At 62.1% G+C, this 21,767-nt stretch carries 17 protein-coding genes; 15 read left to right on the top strand and 2 right to left on the bottom strand.

What is annotated here, in order from left to right; all coding sequences use genetic code 11:
- Positions 1-43: 43 nt before the first annotated feature.
- The gene (locus tag C5J24_RS19630; RefSeq protein WP_245437442.1) at positions 44-958 is read right to left on the bottom strand and encodes a DMT family transporter; all 915 of its coding nucleotides are present in this window, start codon (positions 956-958) and stop codon (positions 44-46) included.
- A 12-nt stretch (positions 959-970) separates the two neighbouring features.
- The gene (locus C5J24_RS19625; RefSeq protein WP_105420238.1) at positions 971-2,173 is read right to left on the bottom strand and encodes a mandelate racemase/muconate lactonizing enzyme family protein; all 1,203 of its coding nucleotides are present in this window, start codon (positions 2,171-2,173) and stop codon (positions 971-973) included.
- 499 nt (positions 2,174-2,672) lie between these two features.
- On the opposite strand from C5J24_RS19625, the gene C5J24_RS19620 reads away from it, so the two are divergent.
- From C5J24_RS19620 to C5J24_RS19550, 15 genes are all read left to right on the top strand, one after another.
- Positions 2,673-4,457: an IucA/IucC family siderophore biosynthesis protein gene (locus C5J24_RS19620; protein WP_105420236.1), complete on the top strand. Its 1,785-nt coding sequence runs from the start codon at positions 2,673-2,675 to the stop codon at positions 4,455-4,457.
- Complete coding sequence (locus C5J24_RS19615) at positions 4,441-6,177, top strand: IucA/IucC family siderophore biosynthesis protein (RefSeq protein WP_105403268.1); 1,737 nt, start codon at positions 4,441-4,443, stop codon at positions 6,175-6,177. Before C5J24_RS19620 ends, C5J24_RS19615 begins: the two co-directional genes overlap by 17 nt.
- On the top strand, positions 6,174-7,454 hold the full coding sequence (locus tag C5J24_RS19610) for an AMP-binding protein (RefSeq protein WP_105403267.1): 1,281 nt from the start codon (positions 6,174-6,176) through the stop codon (positions 7,452-7,454). Before C5J24_RS19615 ends, C5J24_RS19610 begins: the two co-directional genes overlap by 4 nt.
- Positions 7,451-8,752, top strand: coding sequence for a DUF6005 family protein (locus C5J24_RS19605; protein WP_105403266.1), 1,302 nt, complete (start codon positions 7,451-7,453; stop codon positions 8,750-8,752). Before C5J24_RS19610 ends, C5J24_RS19605 begins: the two co-directional genes overlap by 4 nt.
- 259 nt (positions 8,753-9,011) lie before the next feature.
- Positions 9,012-9,527, top strand: a complete 516-nt coding sequence (locus C5J24_RS19600) for a sigma-70 family RNA polymerase sigma factor (protein ID WP_046634306.1) — start codon at positions 9,012-9,014, stop codon at positions 9,525-9,527.
- 100 nt (positions 9,528-9,627) lie between these two features.
- Complete coding sequence (locus C5J24_RS19595) at positions 9,628-10,602, top strand: FecR family protein (protein ID WP_172724061.1); 975 nt, start codon at positions 9,628-9,630, stop codon at positions 10,600-10,602.
- A gap of 197 nt (positions 10,603-10,799) precedes the next feature.
- Positions 10,800-13,013, top strand: a complete 2,214-nt coding sequence (locus tag C5J24_RS19590) for a TonB-dependent receptor (protein WP_245437467.1) — start codon at positions 10,800-10,802, stop codon at positions 13,011-13,013.
- 107 nt (positions 13,014-13,120) lie between these two features.
- On the top strand, positions 13,121-13,420 hold the full coding sequence (locus tag C5J24_RS19585) for a DUF2218 domain-containing protein (protein WP_105403263.1): 300 nt from the start codon (positions 13,121-13,123) through the stop codon (positions 13,418-13,420).
- A gap of 44 nt (positions 13,421-13,464) precedes the next feature.
- Complete coding sequence (locus C5J24_RS19580) at positions 13,465-14,364, top strand: siderophore ABC transporter substrate-binding protein (RefSeq protein ID WP_105420233.1); 900 nt, start codon at positions 13,465-13,467, stop codon at positions 14,362-14,364.
- Positions 14,361-15,338 carry an ABC transporter permease gene (locus C5J24_RS19575; RefSeq protein WP_105403261.1) on the top strand — a complete coding sequence of 326 codons (978 nt, stop codon included), beginning with the start codon at positions 14,361-14,363 and terminating at the stop codon, positions 15,336-15,338. The genes C5J24_RS19580 and C5J24_RS19575 overlap by 4 nt, the downstream gene beginning before the upstream one ends.
- 10 nt (positions 15,339-15,348) lie before the next feature.
- Positions 15,349-16,290: an iron chelate uptake ABC transporter family permease subunit gene (locus C5J24_RS19570; RefSeq protein ID WP_105403260.1), complete on the top strand. Its 942-nt coding sequence runs from the start codon at positions 15,349-15,351 to the stop codon at positions 16,288-16,290.
- Positions 16,287-17,045, top strand: a complete 759-nt coding sequence (locus C5J24_RS19565; RefSeq protein ID WP_105420231.1) for an ABC transporter ATP-binding protein — start codon at positions 16,287-16,289, stop codon at positions 17,043-17,045. The genes C5J24_RS19570 and C5J24_RS19565 overlap by 4 nt, the downstream gene beginning before the upstream one ends.
- 324 nt (positions 17,046-17,369) lie before the next feature.
- A complete protein-coding gene (locus C5J24_RS19560; RefSeq protein ID WP_105403258.1) occupies positions 17,370-19,202 on the top strand; it encodes an ABC transporter ATP-binding protein in 1,833 nt (610 codons plus the stop codon).
- Positions 19,203-19,239: 37 nt separating this feature from the next.
- Positions 19,240-20,775, top strand: coding sequence for an ABC transporter substrate-binding protein (locus C5J24_RS19555; protein WP_105403257.1), 1,536 nt, complete (start codon positions 19,240-19,242; stop codon positions 20,773-20,775).
- 66 nt (positions 20,776-20,841) lie between these two features.
- Positions 20,842-21,765, top strand: coding sequence for an ABC transporter permease (locus C5J24_RS19550; RefSeq protein WP_105403256.1), 924 nt, complete (start codon positions 20,842-20,844; stop codon positions 21,763-21,765).
- Positions 21,766-21,767: the final 2 nt, after the last annotated feature.

The raw sequence follows: 21,767 nt of genomic DNA, 5'->3' as shown, positions 1-21,767 counted from the left end.
TGACGAATGAAACCCGCGGTGCCTCAAAGCGCCGCGGGTTACTTCATTCCGGAACAGCCGGAAGCACGCTCTGGCGCTTCTTGAGCATCTGCTCTCGGATGAAGATGAAGAGGCCGGAAGCGACGATCAGTGCCGCCCCGACCATCATGCCGAACCGTGGGACGTCGCCAAAAAACATCCAGCCGAAGATCACCGCCCAGAGCAGCAGCGTATATTGAAGCGGCGCCACGGTCGCGGCATCGGAAATCTTCAGGGCGCGGTTGACCAGCATATGCGCGGCCATTGCGACGATACCGAGCAGCCCGAGCAGAAGAAGATCGCGGCTCGATGCAATCGGTGACCAGTCCATGGGCGCGAAGGCAAGGCCGGCGATACCGGCTCCCACGACCTGGAAAAAGACCAGCGCACTATCCGGCGTGCCGCGCAGGAAGCGTCCGGAAATCAGCATGAAGGCAAAGGCGGCGCTGCCGACGATCGAAATGACGGCCGGCATGCTGAACATGGCGCTCGAAGGCTCGAGCGTGATGATGACGCCGACGAAACCGACGGCGATTGCCGTCCAGCGCCGCCAGCCGACCTTTTCACCGAGCAGGAAGGGCGAGCAGGCCGCAACATAGATTGGCGCCGCCAGCCAGTAGGTCATGACGTCGGCGAGCGGCAGGTACATGACCGCATAATAGAAGCAGAACACTTCAGCCGTCGAAAACGCCACGCGGAAGAACTGCATGCCGGGCCTTTCGACGGTCAGCAGATTGCCAAGACCTGCCTTCCAGACCATCGGCACCAGGATGATCAGTGCTGCCAGGCTGCGGATCAGGACAACCTGACCGAGCCCATAGTTTACAACGAGCCACTTGCCCATGGCGTCGTTGAGGGCAAACATCAGCATGCCGAGAAGCATCAGCATCGGGCCGGTCATGCTCGCGGTCTTGAGCACGGTCGCCGAGGATATAGTCATTTCAATTGCACCTTAGAGAATGGAGACGTCGGACGTCCGTCGGCTGACGGTGAAGGCTCGATCAAGCTCGGGGTTGAGCTCCATGCCAAGGCCGGCGCCTGGCGGCACGGTGATCATGCCGTTTCTCACCTCCGGCAGCGCCGTCACCAGGTCCCGGTACCACGTCTTATAGAACGCGCGCACGCTTTCCTGCACCAGGGCGTTCGGCGCGTTGAGAGACAGATGCGTCGAGGCGCAGAGGACCACGGGGCCGGTGCAGTCGTGCGGCGCGACCGGCAGATGCCAGGCTTCCGCCATGGACGCGATCTTGCGTGCCTCCGAAAGGCCGCCGCACCAGGAAATGTCGAGCATGACGATGCCGGCAACGCCGGTTTCGAGATAATCGCGAAAACCCCAGCGGGTTGCAAGCGTCTCGGAGGCTGAGATCGGCGCCGGCGACACTTCCGCATAACGCTTCAGGCTCGACAGGCTGTCCATCTTGATCGGGTCTTCATGCCAGAAGGTCTGGTACGGTGTCAGGGCCTTGGCGATCTGCATGGCCGGCAGGAGTTGCCACATGGAGTGGAACTCGACCATGATATCCATCCTGTCGCCGACGGTCTTGCGGATCTTTTCGAAAGGCTGAAGCGCAAGTTTCAGGTCCGGCATCGAGATATACTGGCCTTTGGTTTTTTCCGCGGCCGCGTCGAACGGCCAGATCTTCATCGCGGTGATGCCCTCTTCGAGCAGCGATTCGGCCAGTTCGTCGGCGCGATGCAGAAAGCCGTTCAGATCGTCATAGGTGGTGCCACCGGTCAGACCGTAGTTGGCGGTCGCCTGGCCCGTCGTCTTCTTGATATATTCGGTACCGGCGCAGGTATTGTAGGTGCGGATTTCCCTGCGGCTGAAGCCTCCGAGCAGCTGGGCGATCGGCTGGTCCGTGACCTTTCCGAAAATGTCCCAAAGGGCGATATCGAACGCCGAATTGCCCCGAACTTCCGCGCCTGAGGAACGAAAACCGATATAACCGACCAGTTCCTGCGCCAGGAGGTCGATCTGCAGCGGGTCGCGGCCGATGACCCGCGGAGCCACGTATTCGTGGATATAGCTTTCCACGGTCTCTGCCCCGAAAAAGGTTTCGCCGAGGCCGGTAATTCCCTCGTCGGTGTGGACCAGTACCCACAACAGGTTCGCACGCTCTGCAACGCGCACAGTTTCAAGCTTGGTGATCTTCATTGTTTCCTCCCTTGCGAATTCAACCACAGGCCTTGGCCTTTGGTAAGGCAAGACCCGCGATTTTGTCGCCCACAGGATAATCATCAAAGCAGAACCTGCCGGCGCGGATCAAAAATTCTGAAAGCGATGAAAAAAAGGAGCGGACAGATCGTCCTTGTTGCCGAGCGCCTGCAGAGCAAGAGCAAGGCGTGCAAAAACGGATGACAGGGACGGGTTCGCCGCCATGAGATCACAGCTTCAGGCATCGCAGACCGCAACGAGCCCGTCGCATCGCAGCAATGCGGGGCGTTCGGTTCCTGCTCTTCCTGCAGGGCCAAACGTCAGACGGTCCCCTGCCCCGGCGCTGCAGCCGGAAATCCAGAAAAAACACTCCCAGCAGCCAGATCACTGTCGGAGGAGGCCTGGCTGAAAACCGGCACAGGCTGTCGGCTCCGACCGCCTGACGCTGACTGGAAAGCCATTGCGTGGTCGTCGGCTTGCGCAATGGGGATGGAGACATATGCAATCGTCAAGACAGACCGCGGAAGCGGCGACATTCCAGAGTTTTGCGAACTGCTATCTGCGGGAGGTCAGTTCCGGCAGCCGGATTGTCCACCGCAGCATGAGCGGACCGGTCGATGCCATCGAATGGCCGCTGACGCAGCAGCAGATCCTCTTGCGTGCGGAGATCCTCTCCGCGTCCGTCTGCGGACCGCAGCATTTCGGCAGATTGTGGACGCGCGCCGCGTCCGACATGTCCTGGCGGGCGGTCGAGCCGATGTCGGCGCTGCATCTCCTCCTCCAGGAAGCCTACCGGCAAATGGAGGAGGACCGGACCGAGGCCCTGCGCAGCTTTGAACTGGAGCTGCTGGTGCGTGTTCTCGACAGCTACCAGCAGATGACGCTCTACCTCGAAAAGGCCTCGCCCGCGCCGCCGGACGAGGGACATTTCATCGAGGCGGAACAATCGCTCGTCTTCGGCCACTGGCAGCATCCGACGCCAAAAAGCCGGCAGGGCATGACATTCTGGCAGCAGGAGCGATACGCCCCGGAACTGCGCGGACAATTCCAGCTGCAGTATTTTGCCGCCCGGACAGAACATGTCCGCGAGGCTTCAGCGCGAACGATGCAGGCGCACGAAATCATCCGCGCGGAGCTCGGCGCATCCGGAGCCGATCTCGGCATCGAACCGGACGAATGCCTCCTACCTATGCACCCGCTACAGGCCGAAGCGCTGCTTCTCGATCCGGGCATCCAGACGCTGCAGCGCGACGGCCGCCTGCGTCATCTCGGTCCCGCGGGATCTCTGTTCACCGCGACGTCGTCGGTACGCACCGTCTACAGCCCCCATTCCGATTGGATGCTGAAGTTCTCGCTTCCCGTGCGCATCACCAATTCCGTGCGCATCAATCGCCGGCCGGAGCTTGAAGCCGGGGTAGCGATGGCAAAACTGATAGAGGGCCTCGGCTTTGCCGAGCGTTCAAAAAATTTCCGCATCATCCAGGATCCCGCCTACATCACCCTCGATATACCGGGTCGCGAGGAGAGCGGTTTCGAAATCATCCTGCGCGAAAATCCATTCAAGGGCGCGAGGGCACAGGGCGTCGTGACGGTCGCCGCCCTCACCGCCGACCCGCTTCCAGGCGATCTGTCGAGACTGGCGCGGACCATCCGCAAGCTCGCAGCCAGGGGCGGCGACGGCATTTCAAACACCGCGCTTGCATGGTTCCGGCGTTATCTCGGCTGTGCCGTGAAGCCATTGATCCGACTCTACGACGATTACGGGGTGGCGCTCGAAGCCCACCAGCAGAACACCCTCCTCGATATCGGCATGGGTTATCCGGCCGCCAGCTACTATCGCGACAACCAGGGCTTTTATCTTTCGGAGCGTTATCGCAGCCTGCTTGCCGGGCACGCGCCGGAAACGGAAACGATCGCTTCGCTCTATTTCGCGGATGCCGAAATCCGTGACCGGTTCGCCTATTACCTGATCGTCAACCAGGTCTTTTCCGTCATCAGCCGGATGGGCCATGACGGACTTTGCGACGAGGGTGTCCTTCTATTTGCCCTGCGGGCGCATCTGGAACACTGCGCCGAAACGATGTCCGGCGCCGGCCGGGATTTTGCAAGGCATGTTCTCGATCTGCCGACGATCACGTCGAAGGCCAATCTCACGACCCGCCTTTTCGATGTCGACGAACTGCAGTCGAGCGGCGTGCATTCCCTTTATCGGCCCATCCCGAACCCGCTGAGGGTTCCGATCGCGCTTGCGGCACCGAGGACCGGCCATGCCATTGCCTCTTGAAGCCGCGGCAGAACCTCGCGACCGCGTCATCCGCCAGCTCGTGGCGGCACTGCTGTTCGAGGGCGTCATAGAGGTGCGCGAAAGCGCCTGTGGCGGTGCGCCGCAATTTCAGTGGATGCTCAGTGGTCGGGAATTCCGGTGCCGCGGCACGATCGGCCCGTTCGGACGCGCCCGGATCGCGAAGGGTTCGGTGGAGATACGGGCCGTGGATGGCCATTGGGAAAGCGCCTCGCTCGGCGCGATCATCCCGTCATTGCCCGGCACCGGGATCGCACGCGGCAAGCTGCTCGGCGAGCTGGAGCAGACGATCGCCTTTTCCGAATGGAACCATCAGAACCTGCCCCTGAAGAACCGCCGTGCCCTTTCCTTCGTCGAACTGGAAGGTGCCGTCGATGAAGGGCATCCGTACCATCCCTGTTACAGAGCCCGAACCGGATTTTCGTTTGCCGATCATGCCGCCTACGGACCGGAAGCCGGGCAGCCATTCCAGCTCGTCTGGCTGCTCGTCGCGCAAAAACATCTCGCTCAGGCGCTTCCGGGCAGCAGCGACGCCTTCTGGCGCACCGAACTCGGCGACGAGACGTGGACAGCGTTGGAGGCGAGGCGGAAACAGCTCGGCTTGCCGGCCGGAGATTTCGGGCTGGTGCCTCTCCATCCGTGGCAATGGAAAGACGTTGGCGAAACCATGCGAACGGGGTGGATCGCCGCGGGAGAGGCGCATTCTCTCGGCCCCGCGGGTGATCGCTACGTGGCGAGCCAATCGGTCCGGTCCTTGTTCAATATCGACCGGCCGCTCGCGGCAAGCATCAAGCTGCCGCTCAACATCGTCAACACCTCGTCGCGCAGGACGCTGGAGCCGCATTCGGTCTGCACGGCGCCGGTGCTGTCTGCCTGGATCGCCGGCATCGTCCGCGACGATCCGTTGTTTGGCCGGGAATTTCCCCTCACCATCCTGCAGGAATATGCCGGGGTCATCGCCGATGCCGGAGGTCCATTGGCCGGCCAGCTGGGTGCGATCTGGCGGGAAAACGCCGAGGCGACGCTGTCACCCGGCGAGGCGATCATCCCTTTCAACGCCCTGATGATGATCGAAGCGGACGGAAGGCCCTTTGCGGATGAGTGGATCGAGCGTTTCGGCCTCATGCCATGGATGAACCGGCTGCTGGAGGTCACCGTCCTGCCTGTCTGGCACCTCCTTGTCGCCCATGGGATCGCCGTTGAAGCCCACGGCCAGAATATGCTGCTCGTCCACCGGGACGGCTGGCCGGTGCGGCTTATCCTGCGCGATTTCCACGAGAGCGTGGAATTTGCGCCCGATTTCCTGCACGAGCCGAAGAGAGCTCCGGATTTCGCTGCGCTGAACCCGCTCTACCGCCATGCGGAACCGGATCAGTATTACTGGACGGACAATCTCGATTCCCTGCGGGAACTCGTGATGGACACGCTGTTCGTGTTCAACCTGGCGGAGATCTCGCATCTTCTCGACGTCTGTTACGGACTTCCGGAATTCCGCTTTTGGCAGCGGGTCGAAAGCCTGCTCACGTCCTATGCGCAAGAGCAGGACATGCAGCACCGGCAATCGCTGCTGGGACATGACCGCGCGCTCATCCTCACCGAATCCCTGATCACCCGAAAGCTCCTCGCGCTGAAGCCGGAATATCACCACGAGGTGCCGAATGCCTTGGCTGCCAGGACGTCTGAACGAAGGAGAAAGCCATGATCCAGATCGATGGACGGCTCTACGATCACACCTATTTCGATGAAACATCGCGACGCATCGCCGCGCAGATCGGCCTTGCTGAAAACGACAGCGGACGCTACGCGGTCTGCTTCAGCGAGACGACCCAATGGCTGTCCCTGTTCTTCGCCATCCGCAAGGCGGGCGCCAGCGTGCTGCCGATCCATCCCGGCACGCCCTACGCCGCTGCCCGAAAACTGGCGATCACGGCCAATTGCGACCGGCTTTTCTACAACAGCCTGACGGCCGAAGTGCTCGACGCGAAGCAAGAGGCGCCAAAGCCGGGTCGGCTGCTGCACATGAGTTCGGGAACGACCGGGGCAGCAAAATGCATCGCCCGGCCGTGGGCCGAAATCGACCGGGAGGTCGAAAGCTATGTCGCGACCTTCCGCGAACCCGAAGGCATGACGCCGGTGATCGCCTGCCCGACCACCCATTCCTACGGGCTGATCTGCGGGATTCTCGTGGCCCTCAAGCGCGGCCAGGTCCCCGTCATCGTCGAGACCGCCAATCCGAAATATCTCCTGAAAGTGCTGCGCGAAACCGGGCGGCCGCTCCTCTATTCCTCCCCGGCGATCCTCCATACGCTCTCGCGGCTTTTGCCCGAGGGGGAAAAGCTTCATGCGGCGATGACCTCCGGCACACTGCTTCCCGATCCGTGGTTCGTGCAGATCCGCGCAAGGAGCGAGCATCTCTTCCAGCAATATGGCTGCTCGGAATCCGGCTGCATCGCCATCAACCCTGACATGCGAGCCGCAGGCGACATGGGTTTCGTCCTGCCGCATCTGACGGCCGAGACCGGAACGGGCTCCGACGATACCGGCGAGATCGTCGTCCGGAGCGATGGCGGCGCGGCAATCCACACCCGCGACCTCGGCTACCGCCGCACAGACGGCATGCTGGTCTTCGTGTCGCGCATGGACGACATGATCAACGTGTCGGGGCTCAACGTCTATCCCGGTGACGTGGAGGACGCGGTGATGGCGATGCCCGGCGTTACCGACGCCGTCGCCTTCCGCAGGAGCGACCGTTTTGCCGGTGAACGCGTGGCCCTGCTCTACAGCGCCAACCAGCCCATGGCACCGCAGGATATCCGCGCATGGTGCAGCCGCCATCTCGCCAGCCACCAATTGCCGATGGAAATGATCCAGGTCGCAGAAGTCCCCCGCCAGGCGAACGGCAAGATCAGCCGCCGCGAGGTCGCTGTCCGTCATGCGGCCGGCGAGTTCGCAGGCCCCGAAGCAGGAGTTGCCTCATGACCCGTGAAGATATTCTCGAAGCCGTCCGGGCCGTGCTTTCCGAGCACATGGCCCATCCGCATATGCGTGGCTTCGCACCGGAAGCCCGCCTCAACGAGGATCTTTATCTCGATTCCGTTCTGATCCTGCAGATCTTCCTCAATCTCGAGCTGGAATACGGCCTTGCCATGCCGGAAGAGGCGATCGCGCGGCAGGAACTCGACACGGTTGCGGACCTCGTGGCGCTCTATGTGCCGAAGGCCATCATTCCGTCATTCCCGATGACGGGCGGGACCGCAGATGAGGGGGTCCACGGCGAGGCCTATTACGACATCAAGGTGCATTGCTTTGTCAGCTGCGTCTGCGACGGCCTGAAACGGCAGGGGCTCGACCAGCGGCCCTTCTATTTCGGGGTCTGGGATGCGCGGTTCACCGTCAGCGAAAGCTTTCAGCTCCTCTATCATTCGCCGGAGATTACCCAGGACTTCTTCCGCGACTGGTTCCGGCGGCTCTACCAGGTCCAGGTCCGGGAGTGGTACGACCCGGCGAAATCGAAGAGCGACAACCTCGCCACGCTTTTCGACCTCGTCGACAGCCGCCCGGAGACCGGCTCGGTCATGGTCATGCTCGACATGTTCCACCTTCCCGAGCGCGAGAACAAATTCAACCAGAACCCCTTCCCGCACTACCTGATGCTGCAGAAGACCGCCGACCCGGACAAATGGTTCGTGCACGATCCCGATTACCGATGGGAAGGCGAGATCGAGCGGGAAAAGGTGATCCATGCGATCATGCAGCCGACGGTGGGTGGCGGTTATGTCTTCGACAACGCACAGGCACGCAATCCGGCGCCGGAAGATCTCAGGGATTATTTCGAGGCCTGCTTCGTTGCTGACCGCAATCCGTTGTCCGATGCCGTGCGCGACATCGTCACGGCCCATATCGAGGGCCGCAATGGACTGCAGCTGGCGAACCTGGCATCGGCGGTTCGCGAACTGCCGGTGATCACCATCCGCAAATATGCTTATGAGCACGGTTTCGCTTTCTTCTGGCGCGCCCTGAAACTGCCATCCGCTGAATTCGAAACCTGGTGCGAGGAGATCGAAGCGCTCGTCCAATCGCTGAAAAACCTGCATTACGCCTGCATGAAACTCGGCCAGACCGGCGACAGGAACCAGGCCGGTGCAGTCTTCGCACGCCTTGACGAGGCCGACCGGCTGGAACGCAAACTGAAGGACAGGCTTGGCGAGGTCTTTTCCGATTGGTGCGACCAAAATCTACCGCTCACCGCCCCGAGACTTAGAAGAGCGGCCGGATAGGGCTGAAACATGCATATCTCTCCCCGCCTCGCTTCTCCCAACGTGTCGCGGCGGGGCCGAGGGACTGATGACGGCGGCAAAGGCAACCCGCCCTTTGCTGCCGTCATCATAATATGACTATTGCATTCAAGTTTTTGATGGTAGATATGCGTCGCATGATAGGGAGTCCAACCATGTCATTCATATCATCGACCCATCCGTTGCATCTCGTGGCGAGCGCTGGGTCAGCATATTAGACGAGCTCAGATACTCTGACCCCATGACCTTGGAAGCTGAAAGTCGTCACAGCCTCTATCTCGCCCACCGCTCGGCGCTGGTCGACTATGCCGCTCGAATCCTAGGTTCCCGAGAGGCGGCCGAGGATATCGTGCAGGAGGCCTACCTGCGTTTCGCGCCGGGGAAGACGCCCGGCGAATCAGCGCGCCAGGGACTTGCCTATCTCTATCGCATCGTCCGCAATCTCTCCTTCGACGTCCTGAAGCGCCGCAAGATCGAGTATCGTGGCCATGCCGAAGACCCGCCCTTCTGGACCATTCCACAAGCCGCCGACAATCCGGAACAGACGGTGATGTTCGGCGACGAGGTGCGTGTGGCGGCCGCGGCACTCGATGCGCTTCCAAGCGAGATCCGGATTGCTGTGGAAATGTACCGGTTCGGTGGCCATACGCTCGAAGGCGTAGCCGACCACCTGGGCATCTCCGTCGCCACCGCCCATCGCCACGTGCGGACCGCCATGGTCAAGATCGCCACCGCGCTCGACAGGAAAAACGCCTGAATATCTCCACACATGCGAAAAATCCGGACCAGCCAATCGTTCCTACGCAAGAAGGGGAATTTCGGATAGAGATCGCAAGACATCCGAAGCAGGTTGAGACTTGGCAGGGCACGACAAAACGGACGAGAGCATTCTGGAGGAGGCGATGGACTGGTTCCTGCGCCTGCGCGAACCACATCGTACAGCCGCCGACGAGCGCGATTTCAGCTTCTGGTTCAACCGGTCGCCTGCAAATCGCGATGCCTGGACGAAAGCCTGCAAGACCTGGGAGCTGATGGGCGAGACGACGCCCATCCACGAAGACCTCTGGCGGCCGGCAGGCCAAGCGAAAATGCTTGCCGCTCACCACCGACGGCGCGTCTGGAGTGCGGGCGCGGCGCTGGCGCTGGCGGCCTGTCTTGTGCTGGCATTGGCCGGCCCCTCCCTCTTCATTCGCTACCGGGCAGATTTCAGGACCGCAGCGGCCGAGCTGCGCAAGATCACGCTCGAGGACGGCAGCGCAGTCGAACTCGGCGCCGAAAGCGCGATTGATGCGGATTTTGCCAACGGCGCACGGCATGTGACGCTGCTTTCCGGCGAAGCCTTCTTCGACGTCAAGCACGATCCGGCGCGGCCCTTTACCGTCACCGCAGCCGGCGTGAAGGTCACCGTGCTCGGCACCGCGTTCGATGTCCATATCAAGCCCGAAGATACGACGGTGGAACTGGTTCGCGGCGTGGTCGGCCTCACGATCGACGGCGCGGCGCGCGCCTTCGAGCTTTCTCCCGGCGATTCCATGACCGTCAGCCACACCGATGGCCGGGTGTCGCGAGCAAGATTGGCGCCGGAAGACATGGCGGCCTGGCGAAACGGGCGGCTGTTCGTCAACGACGTGACCGTCGCCTCGGTCGCCGAGGAACTGCAGCGCTATCATGCCGCGTGGATCAGCATCCCGAGCGGCGATCTCGCCAATCGGCGCGTCACCGGCCTCTACGATCTCTCCGATCCCGATCGGGCCCTCGAGGCGCTGGTCCAGCCTTATGGCGGCAGGGTGCACCACATCTCCCCCTATCTCAGGGTGCTTGCGCTTTTCTAGGCCGTTAAAATTTCCTGAAAATTTTTGCGATGCGGTGAAAAAAGCGCCGGGCGTAGTCGTCTTTACCCTGAAGCGCAGGCCGGGGGGCCTTGGCGAACACAGTGTAGCAGGAGACGGGGCGGATGATTTTGCCGGTGAGTGGAGTAGTGCGTAGCGTGGGGGCAAAGGGCAAGCGGAGTGCTTTTGCAGTGAGCTTGATGACAACGGTCGCAGCAGCCGCGATTGGCGGAAGCGCGATCTTTGCGTTCCCGGCCCTCGCCCAGACGGCGACGCGCAGCTTCAATATCCCGGCTCAGCCGCTTGCTTCGGCTCTCAATGCCTTCGGCCGCCAATCCGGCCTTCAGGTGACGCTGGCCGCTTCGACTTCCCGCGGCGTCGCCGCGCAGGCCGTCAGCGGCAATCTCACGCCGGATCAGGCGCTCGCGCGCATGCTCGCAGGAACGGGCGTGAACTACAGGATCGCCAACGGCACGGCCGTCATCGGCACGCCCGCAAATGCGTCCGGCGATGTGCCGGCCGAAGGAGCCACGACGCTGAGGCCGATCGTCCTACAAGGCCAACCGGGTGCCGAGGGCGATATCGGCGAAACGGTCATCGGACCCGAGCAGCTCGAGCGCATCAACCCGACCGACCTCGCGGACGTGTTCCGGGAACAGGCCGGCATACAGGTGGGCAGCTCGCTTCCCATGTCGCAGAAGGTTTATGTCCATGGGGTCGAGGAAACCAATCTCGCCATCAGCATCGACGGTGCGCGCCAGAACAACAAGGTCTTCCATCACAACGCGACCAACCTGATCGACCCGAGCCTGCTGAAGGCAGTGGACGTGGACGCCGGCATCGCGCCGGCCGACGCCGGTCCCGGCGCCCTCGCCGGCTCGATCAACTACGAAACCAAGGATGCGATCGACCTTCTGGCGCCGGGCAAATCCTTCGGCGGCTTCGTCACGTCGACCTACAATTTCAACAGCGATACGGTGACGACCGGGCTTTCCGCTTACGGCAAGCGTGAGGGCTTCGAGTTCCTCGGCTACCTGACCTTCGGCAAGGGCGACGATTTTGTCGGCGGCGCCGGAAGCGAGGTTTCCGGGACAAGCACAGATATCATCAGTGGCCTTGGCAAGCTTGCCTATGAATTCGAGAGCGGCGACCGCATCGAGATCAGCCACGACCGCGTGGTCGACGATGCGCCCCGCCCGTTCCGTGCAAACGCCGGCTTCGTCGATACGGGCCGGCCCTGGGAGCCGCGCATTCGCGACTATCGTCTCGAACGGCAAAATACAGTCCTCACCTACACGGACACCAGCCCGGAAGGCTGGTGGGACCCGACTATCATGTTGGCCTATAGCGGGACGGAAGTCAGCGTGCCCGTTTATGGTTCTCCGGGCTTCCTCTATACCGCGACCGGCGAGACCACGAGTTTCAACGGCAAGTTCGAGAACAAGTTCTCTTTCGAGATCGGCAGCATTACCGCCGGCGTGGACTTTTATAACGACCGGACGGAGCTTGAAGCGTCCACGGATTCCGGAAGGGAAAAGGCGAGCAATATCGGAATTTATGCGCAGGCAAGGCTTGAGCCGTGGGAAAGAACCCGGCTTTCCTTCGGCGCCCGCGGTGATCATCAATGGTTCACAGGCGTCAACGGCTCGGATTTCGACAATAGCGGCTTGAGCGCCAACATTTCGGGCGAATACGATCTTACCGATTTCCTGACTGCCAAAGCCGGCTTCTCGCATGTATGGGCCGGCGTTCCGATGGCAGAGACCTTCAACATCAATCCGCTCTGGAGCTACGGCCCCGATGGCCCGGAAGTCGTCACGGCGGACAACTACATGATCGGGCTCGAAGCCAAATATGAGGGCTTCACCGCTGAAGCCAGCTTGTTCCGCACAGATATCAACGATGCCCGTGTTGCCCGCTACAGTCCGGCTGCGGCCGGAGCGCTGCTCAATCACGATCTGAAATCCAAGGGTTTCGAGATCGGTGCAGGTTATGAGTGGTCGAGCGGTTATGTGAAGGTGAAATACGCCCATATCGACGTCGACATCAACGGCCGACCAGCGGATTCCGAAACGGGGAACTACCTCGCGACGCCTGTGGGTGACATCATCACCGTTACCGCCGCACACACATTCGCGGACTGGGGGCTGATCATCGGCGGCGACATCGAGATCGCTCCGGAATACGACCATATCACGTCAGGCTCTCCGCCCTTCAGGGCCTATGAAGTCGTCAATATCTTTGCAGAATGGAAGCCGGAAGCTCTGCCCAACTTCACATTCCGCGCCGAGGTGCAGAACCTGCTCGACAAGACCTATTCCGACCGCGCCACCTATGGTCAAGAATTCGGCAACGTGACCCCGCTTTACGAACCGGGCCGCAGCTTCCTTCTGACCGCCAAGGCGACGTTCTGAAGAACATGATCATGCGTTCACATGACCGTGCAGCAACCGCGTTCCCGGTTGCCGCGGCAGCAGGGGTGAGATAAGTGGAGAGCGACAGTCATCTTAAGGAGAGGGCTTTGTTACAGGCGACTGCGGAATGGCGCACCGAACACGGCGGAAAATACCTCGTCCAGTTGTGCAAGCATTTCGCTCACAAGATCGACGTCTCCTATTCCGAGACCCATGGGGAGTGCCGCTTTGCCTGCGGCACCGCCATTCTCGATGCGGATGACGGCGGCCTCAGGATCCTCGCGACGGCAGCCGACGAGGAACAGCTGACGGAAACGGAATCGGTGATCGAGAGGCATCTCGTGCGCTTCGCTTTCCGTGAAAATCTGGAAAGCCTGCAATGGCAGCGGCCGGATCGGGCCGCCTGAGGCCTGATCGAGCATTCGGCCCACGGTCAAGACATGGTGAGAGAATGAACTTGAGGACGATCGCGGCTTTTGCCGCTTTTGCTTTTTCAGCCCTCCCCGCGCAAGCGGTGGATATCCTGACTGCCAAGGGCCCGGTGCAGGTTGCCGCCTCACCCGCCAAGATCGCGGTCCTGGATATCGCGGCGCTCGATACGCTCGATCGCCTCGGCATCAAGCCAGCCGGCGTTCCGCAGAAGCTATACCTCCCGCAACTGGAGCCTCTGAAACAGGGCGTGGAAGTCGTCGGCGATCTCTTCGAGCCCGATCTCGAGGCCCTCAGCGCGCTCGGTCCGGATCTGATCATCGTCGGCGGCCGCTCCTCGACCAAGGCTTCGGCGACCGCGCAGGTTGCGCAGACCATCGACATGACCATGGATGGCGACGACCTCGTTGCCCAGGCCAAGGAACGGCTGGCTGCCTATGGCGCGCTCTTCGGCAAGACGGACGAAGCCGCTTCCGCCGTGAAGGAACTGGATGCCCGGATAGAAGCCGCCAAGGCAGCGATTGCCGGCAAGGGCAAAGGCCTGATCATCATGACCAACGGGCCGAAAGTCACCGCCTATGGTCCCGGCTCGCGCTTCGGCTGGGTGCATGCCGCGCTGAACCTGCCGGCGGCGGTGCCCGACATCGAAGCCGCCAATCATGGCGAAGCGATCTCCTTCGAGTTCATTGCCAAGGCAAATCCCGACTGGCTTCTGGTGCTCGACCGCGCCGCCGCGATCGGTTCCGGCGAACAGGGCGCCAGGACGACGCTCGACAACGAACTGGTCGCCAAGACGACAGCCTGGAAGAAGAACCAGATGATCTATCTGCCAGCTGCAGAATTCTACATCGCCGCCGGCGGGGTGCAGTCGATACAGCGGGTTGTCGCGACTGTCGCTGAGGCGTTCACCGCCGCCAGATGAGCATCGCCGCCGCCAAGCAATCGTCGAAAACGGGGTGGATCGCCGGCCTGATGCTTGCGATCCTTTTTGTTTTCAGCCTTTGCGTCGGGGTTGGCGACATGCCGATCAGCCGGCTGTTCTCGGACGGGCGGGCGCTGGAACTCCTGCTCGTCAGCCGCCTGCCCCGCACACTCGCGGCGATCCTCGCCGGCGCCGGCCTGGCGATCGCCGGGCTCATCATGCAGACGCTTGCCCGCAACCGCTATGTGGAGCCCTCCACCGCCGGAACCGCGCAGAGCGCCGAACTTGGGATCCTGCTTGTCACCTTACTCCTTCCCTCCGCCAGCCTTCTGTTCAAAAGCCTGGCGGCGAGTGCCGCCGCTCTTCTCGGGACCTCGCTCTTCCTGATGACGGCGCACCGGCTTCCGCCGACGCAGCCTTTTCTCGTGCCGCTCTTCGGGCTCGTCTATGGCGGCGTCATCGGCGCGGCAGTCACCTTCGTCGCCTGGCAGGCCGACCTTCTGCAATATCTCTCGGTCTGGACCAATGGCGACTTTTCCGGCGTCCTGCGCGGCCGTTACGAGCTTCTATGGCTCGGGGCACTGATGGTGGTGGTCGCCTGGATCGTCGCCGACCGGCTGACGATCATGGCGCTCGGCCGCGACGCCAGCATCGGGCTCGGCCTTGACTATGCGCGCATGCTGCAGCTCGGGCTGATCATCGTTTCCGTCATCTCGGCCTTGAGCGTCGTGGTCGTCGGCATGATCCCCTTCGTCGGCCTCGTGGTGCCGAACATCGTCTCTCGGCTGATGGGCGACAATATGCGCGGCACGCTGCCTTTCGTGGCCGCCAGCGGCGCGATCCTGGTGCTCGGCTGCGACATCCTTGGACGGCTGCTCCGCTATCCTTACGAAATTCCGGTTGGGACGATGATGGGTTGCGTCGGCGGACTGATCTTCCTCTGGCTTCTGTTCCGGCGGCCTTCCCATGTCTGAGCGCCGGCACATGCCCGATCGCCGGCTTCTCTGGCTTGCCGGGGCAGCCCTCCTCTGCATCGTCGCCTTCATGACGATCGGGCTGCGCGGCAATATCGGCTTCGTGCTCGCCCTGCGCGCCATGAAGCTTGCCGCCCTTCTGCAGGTGAGCGTGTCGATCGCCGTCTCGACGGTGATCTTCCAGACCGTCACCAACAACCGTATCCTGACACCGTCGATCATGGGTCTCGACGCGCTTTACCTGTTCGGCCAGATGCTGCTCGTCTTCCTGCTCGGCGGGCTCGGTTATGCGGCGCTCGACGCGCAGCTCAAGTTCGGCGGCGAGATTGTCGTACTGATGGCACTGGCAACGGGCCTCCTCCTGCCGATGCTCCGCCGCCGCACCGACATGGGTCTGATGCTGCTCGCCGGCATCATCTTCGGCATCCTGTTTCGTAGCCTGCATTCGCTGCTGGCGCGCCTGATCGATCCCAATGACTTCGCCGTCGTCCAGGGCGCGAGTTTCGCCGACTTCAACGACGTCCGCACCGACCTTCTTGCCTTCGCCGCCATCCTCACAATCGCCGGCATGGTGATCGCATGGAGAGCCCGGCATGTGCTCGATGTCATTGCGCTCGGCGCCGATACGGCGACCGGGCTCGGGATCAGCTGGTCGCGCAGCGTCACCGGGCTGCTGCTGCTTGTCTCGGCGCTTGTCGCCGTTTCGACGGCGCTGGTGGGGCCCGTCGCATTTTTCGGCCTACTGGTCGTGGCGCTTGCCGAACGCATCGTCGATACGCGCAGCCACGCAGCTCTGATGCCGGCCACCATGTTGACGGCCGTCATCATCCTCGTCGGCGGACAGACGCTGTTTCAGCATGCTCTGGGCAGCAGTTCGACACTCGGCGTCGTCATCGAATTCGTCGGCGGCTTCGCCTTTCTTGTTCTGCTCGTTTTCGGGAGCCGCAAATGATCCGGATAGAAAACGTCTCGCTGCGGCACGGCCAGACGCAGATCCTCCACGACATTTCGCTGACGATCCCGAAGGGCGGCATCACCGCTCTGGTCGGCCCGAACGGCGCAGGCAAGTCCTCGCTCCTGTCGCTCATCTCCCGGCTGCAGCCGTTGCAGGCCGGGAGGATCAGTGTCGACGGTTTCCCCGTCGACACGACACCGAACCGCGATCTCGCCCGAATCCTCGCCATCCTGCGGCAGGATTCGATCGTCACCAGCCGGCTGCGCGTGCGCGAACTCGTGGGCTTCGGCCGTTTTCCGCATGGACGCGGACGCCTGACGCCTGACGATTACGCCATCATCGACCAGTCGCTGCAGCAGTTCGACCTGACGGATCTTTCCGACCGCTTCATCGAAACCCTTTCCGGAGGCCAGCGGCAGCGAGCCCTGGTGGCGATGGCCTTTGCCCAGGGGACGGACTATCTGCTGCTCGACGAACCGCTCAACAATCTCGACATGTATTTCGCCCGGGAACTGATGCGTTCGCTCCGCAGGATCGCCGATGAAAACGGAAAGACCATTGCCATCGTGCTGCACGACATCAACCAGGCGGGTGCCCATGCCGACCGGATCGTGGCAATGAAAGCCGGCCGGATTGTCGCCGACGGCACGCCTTCCGACCTGCTGACGCCCAACACCCTGCAAGCCATCTTCGGTTTCGAGATGCGGGTGGAAACGTTCGACGATACGCCGGTTGTCTTGCATTTCCGCTAGGCCGGGACCTTCAACGGGGCGGAAACAAGTGAACCTGCCCGGAGTTGAGACCATCTGAACCTTCGCCATCCGACCGCCGGGAATATCAGCTCGTTGCGCCGTTGACAAATTGTCGACAAAGTGATGACATATTCTTATCAAGGCGGGGATGAGGCAGTTGACGGAAAGACCGAAAGAAATTCGGAGCCGGGAAAGCAGGCGGGTAGCGATGGGGGTGGCTGCCGGCAGCCGCCACGCCAGACGTCACGAGCATCTCGTGAATTTCGCTGCCGATGCCTTCAATCAGGCGCCCTGCGCCGCCGCAATCGGTAGGGAGTTCCCCGCGTGACGCCAACCGCCTCCACCCCTCTTCTGGCCGTGGACGACCTGTCGGTCGAGTTCGGCGCTTCCCGCGTCATCGAGAACCTGAGCTTCTCCGTCTCAGCCGGCCAGACGGTCGCAATCGTCGGCGAGTCCGGTTCGGGCAAGTCGGTGACGTCGCTGTCGATCATGCGGCTCGCTGACATGCTCGGCGCCAGCTATCCGACCGGACGCATCCTGTTCCAGACCGCAGCCGGCGAGATCGATCTGCTGAAGCTCGACCAGAAGAAGATGCGCAGCATTCGCGGCAAGGAGATCTCGATGATCTTCCAGGAACCGATGACCTCGCTGAACCCCGTCTTCACGATCGGCGACCAGGTAGCCGAGATTCTGAAACTGCATGAGGGCAAGTCGAACAGCGCGGCACTCGCCGAAGCGAAGCGGCTGCTCGACATGGTCCGCCTGCCGGATGCCGCGGAACTCTTGACCCGTTATCCGCACCAGCTTTCGGGCGGCATGCGCCAGCGGGTGATGATCGCCATGGCACTCGCCTGCCGGCCGCGGCTGTTGATCGCCGACGAGCCGACCACGGCGCTCGACGTCACCATCCAGGCGCAGATCCTCAATATCTTGCGCGACCTGCAGAAGGAACTCGGCGCCGCCGTCATCTTCATCACCCATGACATGGGCGTCGTCGCCGAGATGGCCGACGACGTGGTGGTGATGTGGAAGGGCAAGGCGGTGGAAAAGGGCAAGGCTCTCGATATTTTCGAACGGCCGACCAATGCCTATACGCGCACGCTGCTCGCAGCAGTGCCGAAGCTCGGCAGCATGACCGGCGAAGAGTTTCCCAAGCGCCTGCCGCTGACCGTGCTCGAAGACGGAGAACCAAGGCTCTCGGGTGTCGAGCGCATCCAGAATACTGCCCGCTACGATGCCGCTCCGCTCCTGTCGGTGCGCGATCTCGTGGTGCGTTTCGACATCAAGAAGGGCCTGCTCGGCAAGGTCACTCACCGCGTCCATGCGGTGGAAAAGGTCTCTTTCGACATCCATCCAGGTGAGACGCTGGCGCTGGTCGGCGAATCCGGATCGGGCAAATCGACGATCGGCCGTACCATCCAGCAGCTTCAAAAGGCAACGGCCGGCAATATCACCTTCTCGGGCAAGCCACTGTCGGCGATGAGCATGGCGGAACGGCACAACCTGCGCCGGGACGTGCAATATATCTTCCAGGACCCGTTCGCCTCGCTCGATCCGCGCAAGACGGTCGGTTTCTCGATCGCCGAGCCGATCCGCACCCACGGCCTTCTCGATAACGAGAAGGAGATCGCAAAAACCGTCGATGCCCTGCTCGAACGGGTCGGCCTCACCTCCGCGCATGCCCGCCGTTATCCGCACGAGTTCTCCGGCGGCCAGCGCCAGCGCGTCTGTATCGCCCGCGCGCTCGCCTCGAAACCGAAGCTGATCATCGCCGACGAGGCGCTTTCCGCACTTGATGTCTCGATCCAGGCCCAGATCATCAACCTGTTCATGGACCTGCAGGAAGAACGCGGCCTCGCCTACCTCTTCATCAGCCACGACATGGCCGTGGTCGAGAAGATGAGCCACCGGGTGGCGGTGCTCTATCTCGGGCAGATCATGGAATTCGGCAATCGCCGCCAGATCTTCGAAACGCCGTCGCACGACTATACGCGCCGGCTTCTCTCGGCCGTGCCGGTCGCCGATCCGCGCCGGCGCAAGCCGCTGGCGATGATCGAGGGAGACATTCCAAGCCCGGTCAGGGCTGTCGGCAACGAGCCGGTGCTTCTCGCCCGGGAGGAGATCGCGCCCGGACATTACGTGGCGCGCAGCGCGTGACGATTTGACATTCGGTTTTTCAACAGGAGCAAAAACGATGATAAAAATGCAGAGGGGCTTGCGGACGGCATTCGTGGCGATGGCGCTCGCAGGCACGGCATTCGCGCCGGTCTCGGCTCTCGCCGCCGGCAAGCTGACGGTGTCCTCGCCGCAGGATCCGGGCAGCTGGGATCCGATCGACACATTCCTGGTCAACTGGGCCTCGGTCTCGACCAATATCTTTGACGGCCTCACCTATCGCGGCCCCGACCTGAAGCTCGTCCCGGGTCTCGCGACTTCCTGGGAAGTGCTCGACAACGGCATGCGCATCCGCTTCAAGCTGCGTGAAGGCGTGAAATTCCACAATGGCGAGGCTTTCGACGCCAATGCCGTCAAATTCACCTTCGACCGCCTGCTCGGAGCCGAAGGCGCCAAAGGTCCGCAACAGTCCAACTACAATTCGATCGGCAGCGTCGAGATCATCGACGCCAACACCGTCGAGTTCAAGATGAAAGTCGCCGATCCGGTCATCCTCACCAAGCTCGCCGGTTACGGCGGCATGATCGTTCCGCCGAAATATATCGCCGAAAAGGGCGACGCCTATTTCAACGCCCATCCGGTCGGTACCGGCGCCTTCAAATTCGTCTCCTACGAGCCGAAGGTGAACATCGTCCTCGCCGCTAACCCGGACTACTTCGGCGGCGCGCCAAAAATTTCGGATCTCGAATACAAGTTCATCTCCGAGCCGGCGACAGCGGTTGCCGAACTGCAGGCCGGCCGCGTCGATCTGGTCATTCCGCCGACCATTCCGATCGGCATGATCCCGACCATCCAGGGCAATGCCAAGCTCGCCGTGGTCACCTCGCCGGGCCCGACAGTCTACGCACTGCGCTTCAACACGCGCGACGGCATCACCAAGGATCCGAAGGTCCGCCAGGCCCTGATCATGGGCGTCGATCGCGATGCGATCATCAAGACGATCCTCGGTGGGCAGGCGGAACCGATCGCAAGCTTCCAGGGACCGCTGTCCTTCGGCTTCGACAAGGCCATGAAGCCGCTGCCCTTCGATCCGGCCAAGGCCCAGGCGCTCCTGAAGGAAGCCGGCGTCGCTCCGGGCGCTGCCCTGCAGATCGACCTACGCGGCAACGAGGCGACCTTCATCGAAGTCGCCCAGGCGATCTCCGCCTATCTGCAGGTGATCGGCATCACCGCGACGATCAAGCCTTATGAAACAAACGTCCTGCTGAACGACATCATCCCGAATGGAAAGACGGGAGCGATGTTCCAGCAGTCGTGGGGCGGCTGGACGCTCGACTACGACAACACTGCGGTCTCGATGTACAAGACCAAGGAAAAGTGGAACCCCTACGACAGCGATCCGAAGATGGACGATATGCTTGCCAAGCAGCGCACCGTCACCGACGTTGCCCAGCGCGAAAAGCTATTGCAGGAAATCGCCCATTACGCCGCCGACCGGGCGCTGGAAATGCCGCTCTACAATTTGAAGGCCATCTTCGGCATCAATAAGCGGGTGAAGAATTTCACGCCGGTGCCGGATAGCCGCCTGAAGTTCACCGACGTCACCGTCGACTAAAACTTCGCGAGCCGCCGCCTTCGACTGGGGGCGGCGGCTCCAACAAGAAAACAAGGGAACGAGAGATTGGCCGCATTCCTGTTGAAACGCTTGGCTCAGGCGATTTTCGTCGTGATCGCCGTGACACTGACGGTCGCCTTCGCGATCCGTCTCACCGGTGACCCGGCGCTGATGCTGACGCAGGGAGCCGGCAGCGTCACCGAGGCCGATCTCGTGAAAATCCGCGAGGGCCTCGGCCTCAACGAGCCGTTCTTCGTCCAGTACTTCAATTTCCTCAAGGGCATATTCACGCTTGATTTCGGCAACAGCTTCCTCGGCGGCACGCCGGTGTCGCTGCTGATCGGCAAGGCGCTGCCGGCGACGCTGGCGCTCGCCTTCACCTCGCTGATCGTCTCGATCGTGATTTCCATCCCGCTCGGCATCAAGGCCGCCACCACGCGTGGCAAGTGGGCCGACCAGATGATCCGCATCCTGTCGCTCGTCGGCCTGTCATTCCCGAATTTCTGGCTGGCCACCATGCTGGTGCTGCTTTTCGCGATCGCCCTGCCTCTGTTGCCGCCGAGCGGCATGGACGGATTTGAAAGCTTCATCCTGCCGGCCGTCACCATGGGCATCATCCTGACCGCGACCAATGTCCGCCTGGTGCGCACCACCATGCTGGAGACGCTGCGCTCGCAATATATCATGGTCGCCCGCGCCAAGGGTCTCAGCGAAAACGCCGTGCTTTACAAACATGCGCTGAGGAACTGCGCCATTCCGCTGATCACCTATTTCGGCCTGCAGTTCGGCGGCCTGCTGGGCGGCATCGTCGTCGTCGAGCGCGTCTTCAACTGGCCGGGCCTCGGCACGCTTGCCTTCGACGCCGTCGGCGCCCGGGACTATCCGGTGCTGCAGGCGGTCATCACCGTGTTGTCGCTGATGATCATCGGCATCAACCTTCTGGTCGACATCGCCTACGGCCTTGTCGATCCCCGCATCCGGACGGAGTGAGA

The sequence above is a fragment of the Neorhizobium sp. T25_27 genome, from assembly GCF_002968565.1.
In the GTDB taxonomy this organism is placed as follows: domain Bacteria; phylum Pseudomonadota; class Alphaproteobacteria; order Rhizobiales; family Rhizobiaceae; genus Neorhizobium; species Neorhizobium tomejilense.
This window is presented reverse-complemented; position numbering and strand designations above follow the sequence as displayed.

Excerpts from the sequence above, each read along its gene's own strand:
- C5J24_RS19605 (WP_105403266.1), top strand. The coding sequence starts at position 7,451 with ATGACCCGTGAAGATATTCTCGAAGCCGTCCGGGCCGTGCTTTCCGAG.
- C5J24_RS19610 (WP_105403267.1), top strand. The coding sequence starts at position 6,174 with ATGATCCAGATCGATGGACGGCTCTACGATCACACCTATTTCGATGAA.
- C5J24_RS19600 (WP_046634306.1), top strand. The coding sequence starts at position 9,012 with ATGACCTTGGAAGCTGAAAGTCGTCACAGCCTCTATCTCGCCCACCGC.
- C5J24_RS19565 (WP_105420231.1), top strand. The coding sequence starts at position 16,287 with ATGATCCGGATAGAAAACGTCTCGCTGCGGCACGGCCAGACGCAGATC.
- C5J24_RS19615 (WP_105403268.1), top strand. The coding sequence starts at position 4,441 with ATGCCATTGCCTCTTGAAGCCGCGGCAGAACCTCGCGACCGCGTCATC.
- C5J24_RS19630 (WP_245437442.1), bottom strand. The coding sequence starts at position 958 with ATGACTATATCCTCGGCGACCGTGCTCAAGACCGCGAGCATGACCGGC.
- C5J24_RS19555 (WP_105403257.1), top strand. The coding sequence starts at position 19,240 with ATGATAAAAATGCAGAGGGGCTTGCGGACGGCATTCGTGGCGATGGCG.
- C5J24_RS19620 (WP_105420236.1), top strand. The coding sequence starts at position 2,673 with ATGCAATCGTCAAGACAGACCGCGGAAGCGGCGACATTCCAGAGTTTT.
- C5J24_RS19580 (WP_105420233.1), top strand. The coding sequence starts at position 13,465 with ATGAACTTGAGGACGATCGCGGCTTTTGCCGCTTTTGCTTTTTCAGCC.
- C5J24_RS19625 (WP_105420238.1), bottom strand. The coding sequence starts at position 2,173 with ATGAAGATCACCAAGCTTGAAACTGTGCGCGTTGCAGAGCGTGCGAAC.
- C5J24_RS19570 (WP_105403260.1), top strand. The coding sequence starts at position 15,349 with ATGCCCGATCGCCGGCTTCTCTGGCTTGCCGGGGCAGCCCTCCTCTGC.
- C5J24_RS19575 (WP_105403261.1), top strand. The coding sequence starts at position 14,361 with ATGAGCATCGCCGCCGCCAAGCAATCGTCGAAAACGGGGTGGATCGCC.
- C5J24_RS19590 (WP_245437467.1), top strand. The coding sequence starts at position 10,800 with ATGACAACGGTCGCAGCAGCCGCGATTGGCGGAAGCGCGATCTTTGCG.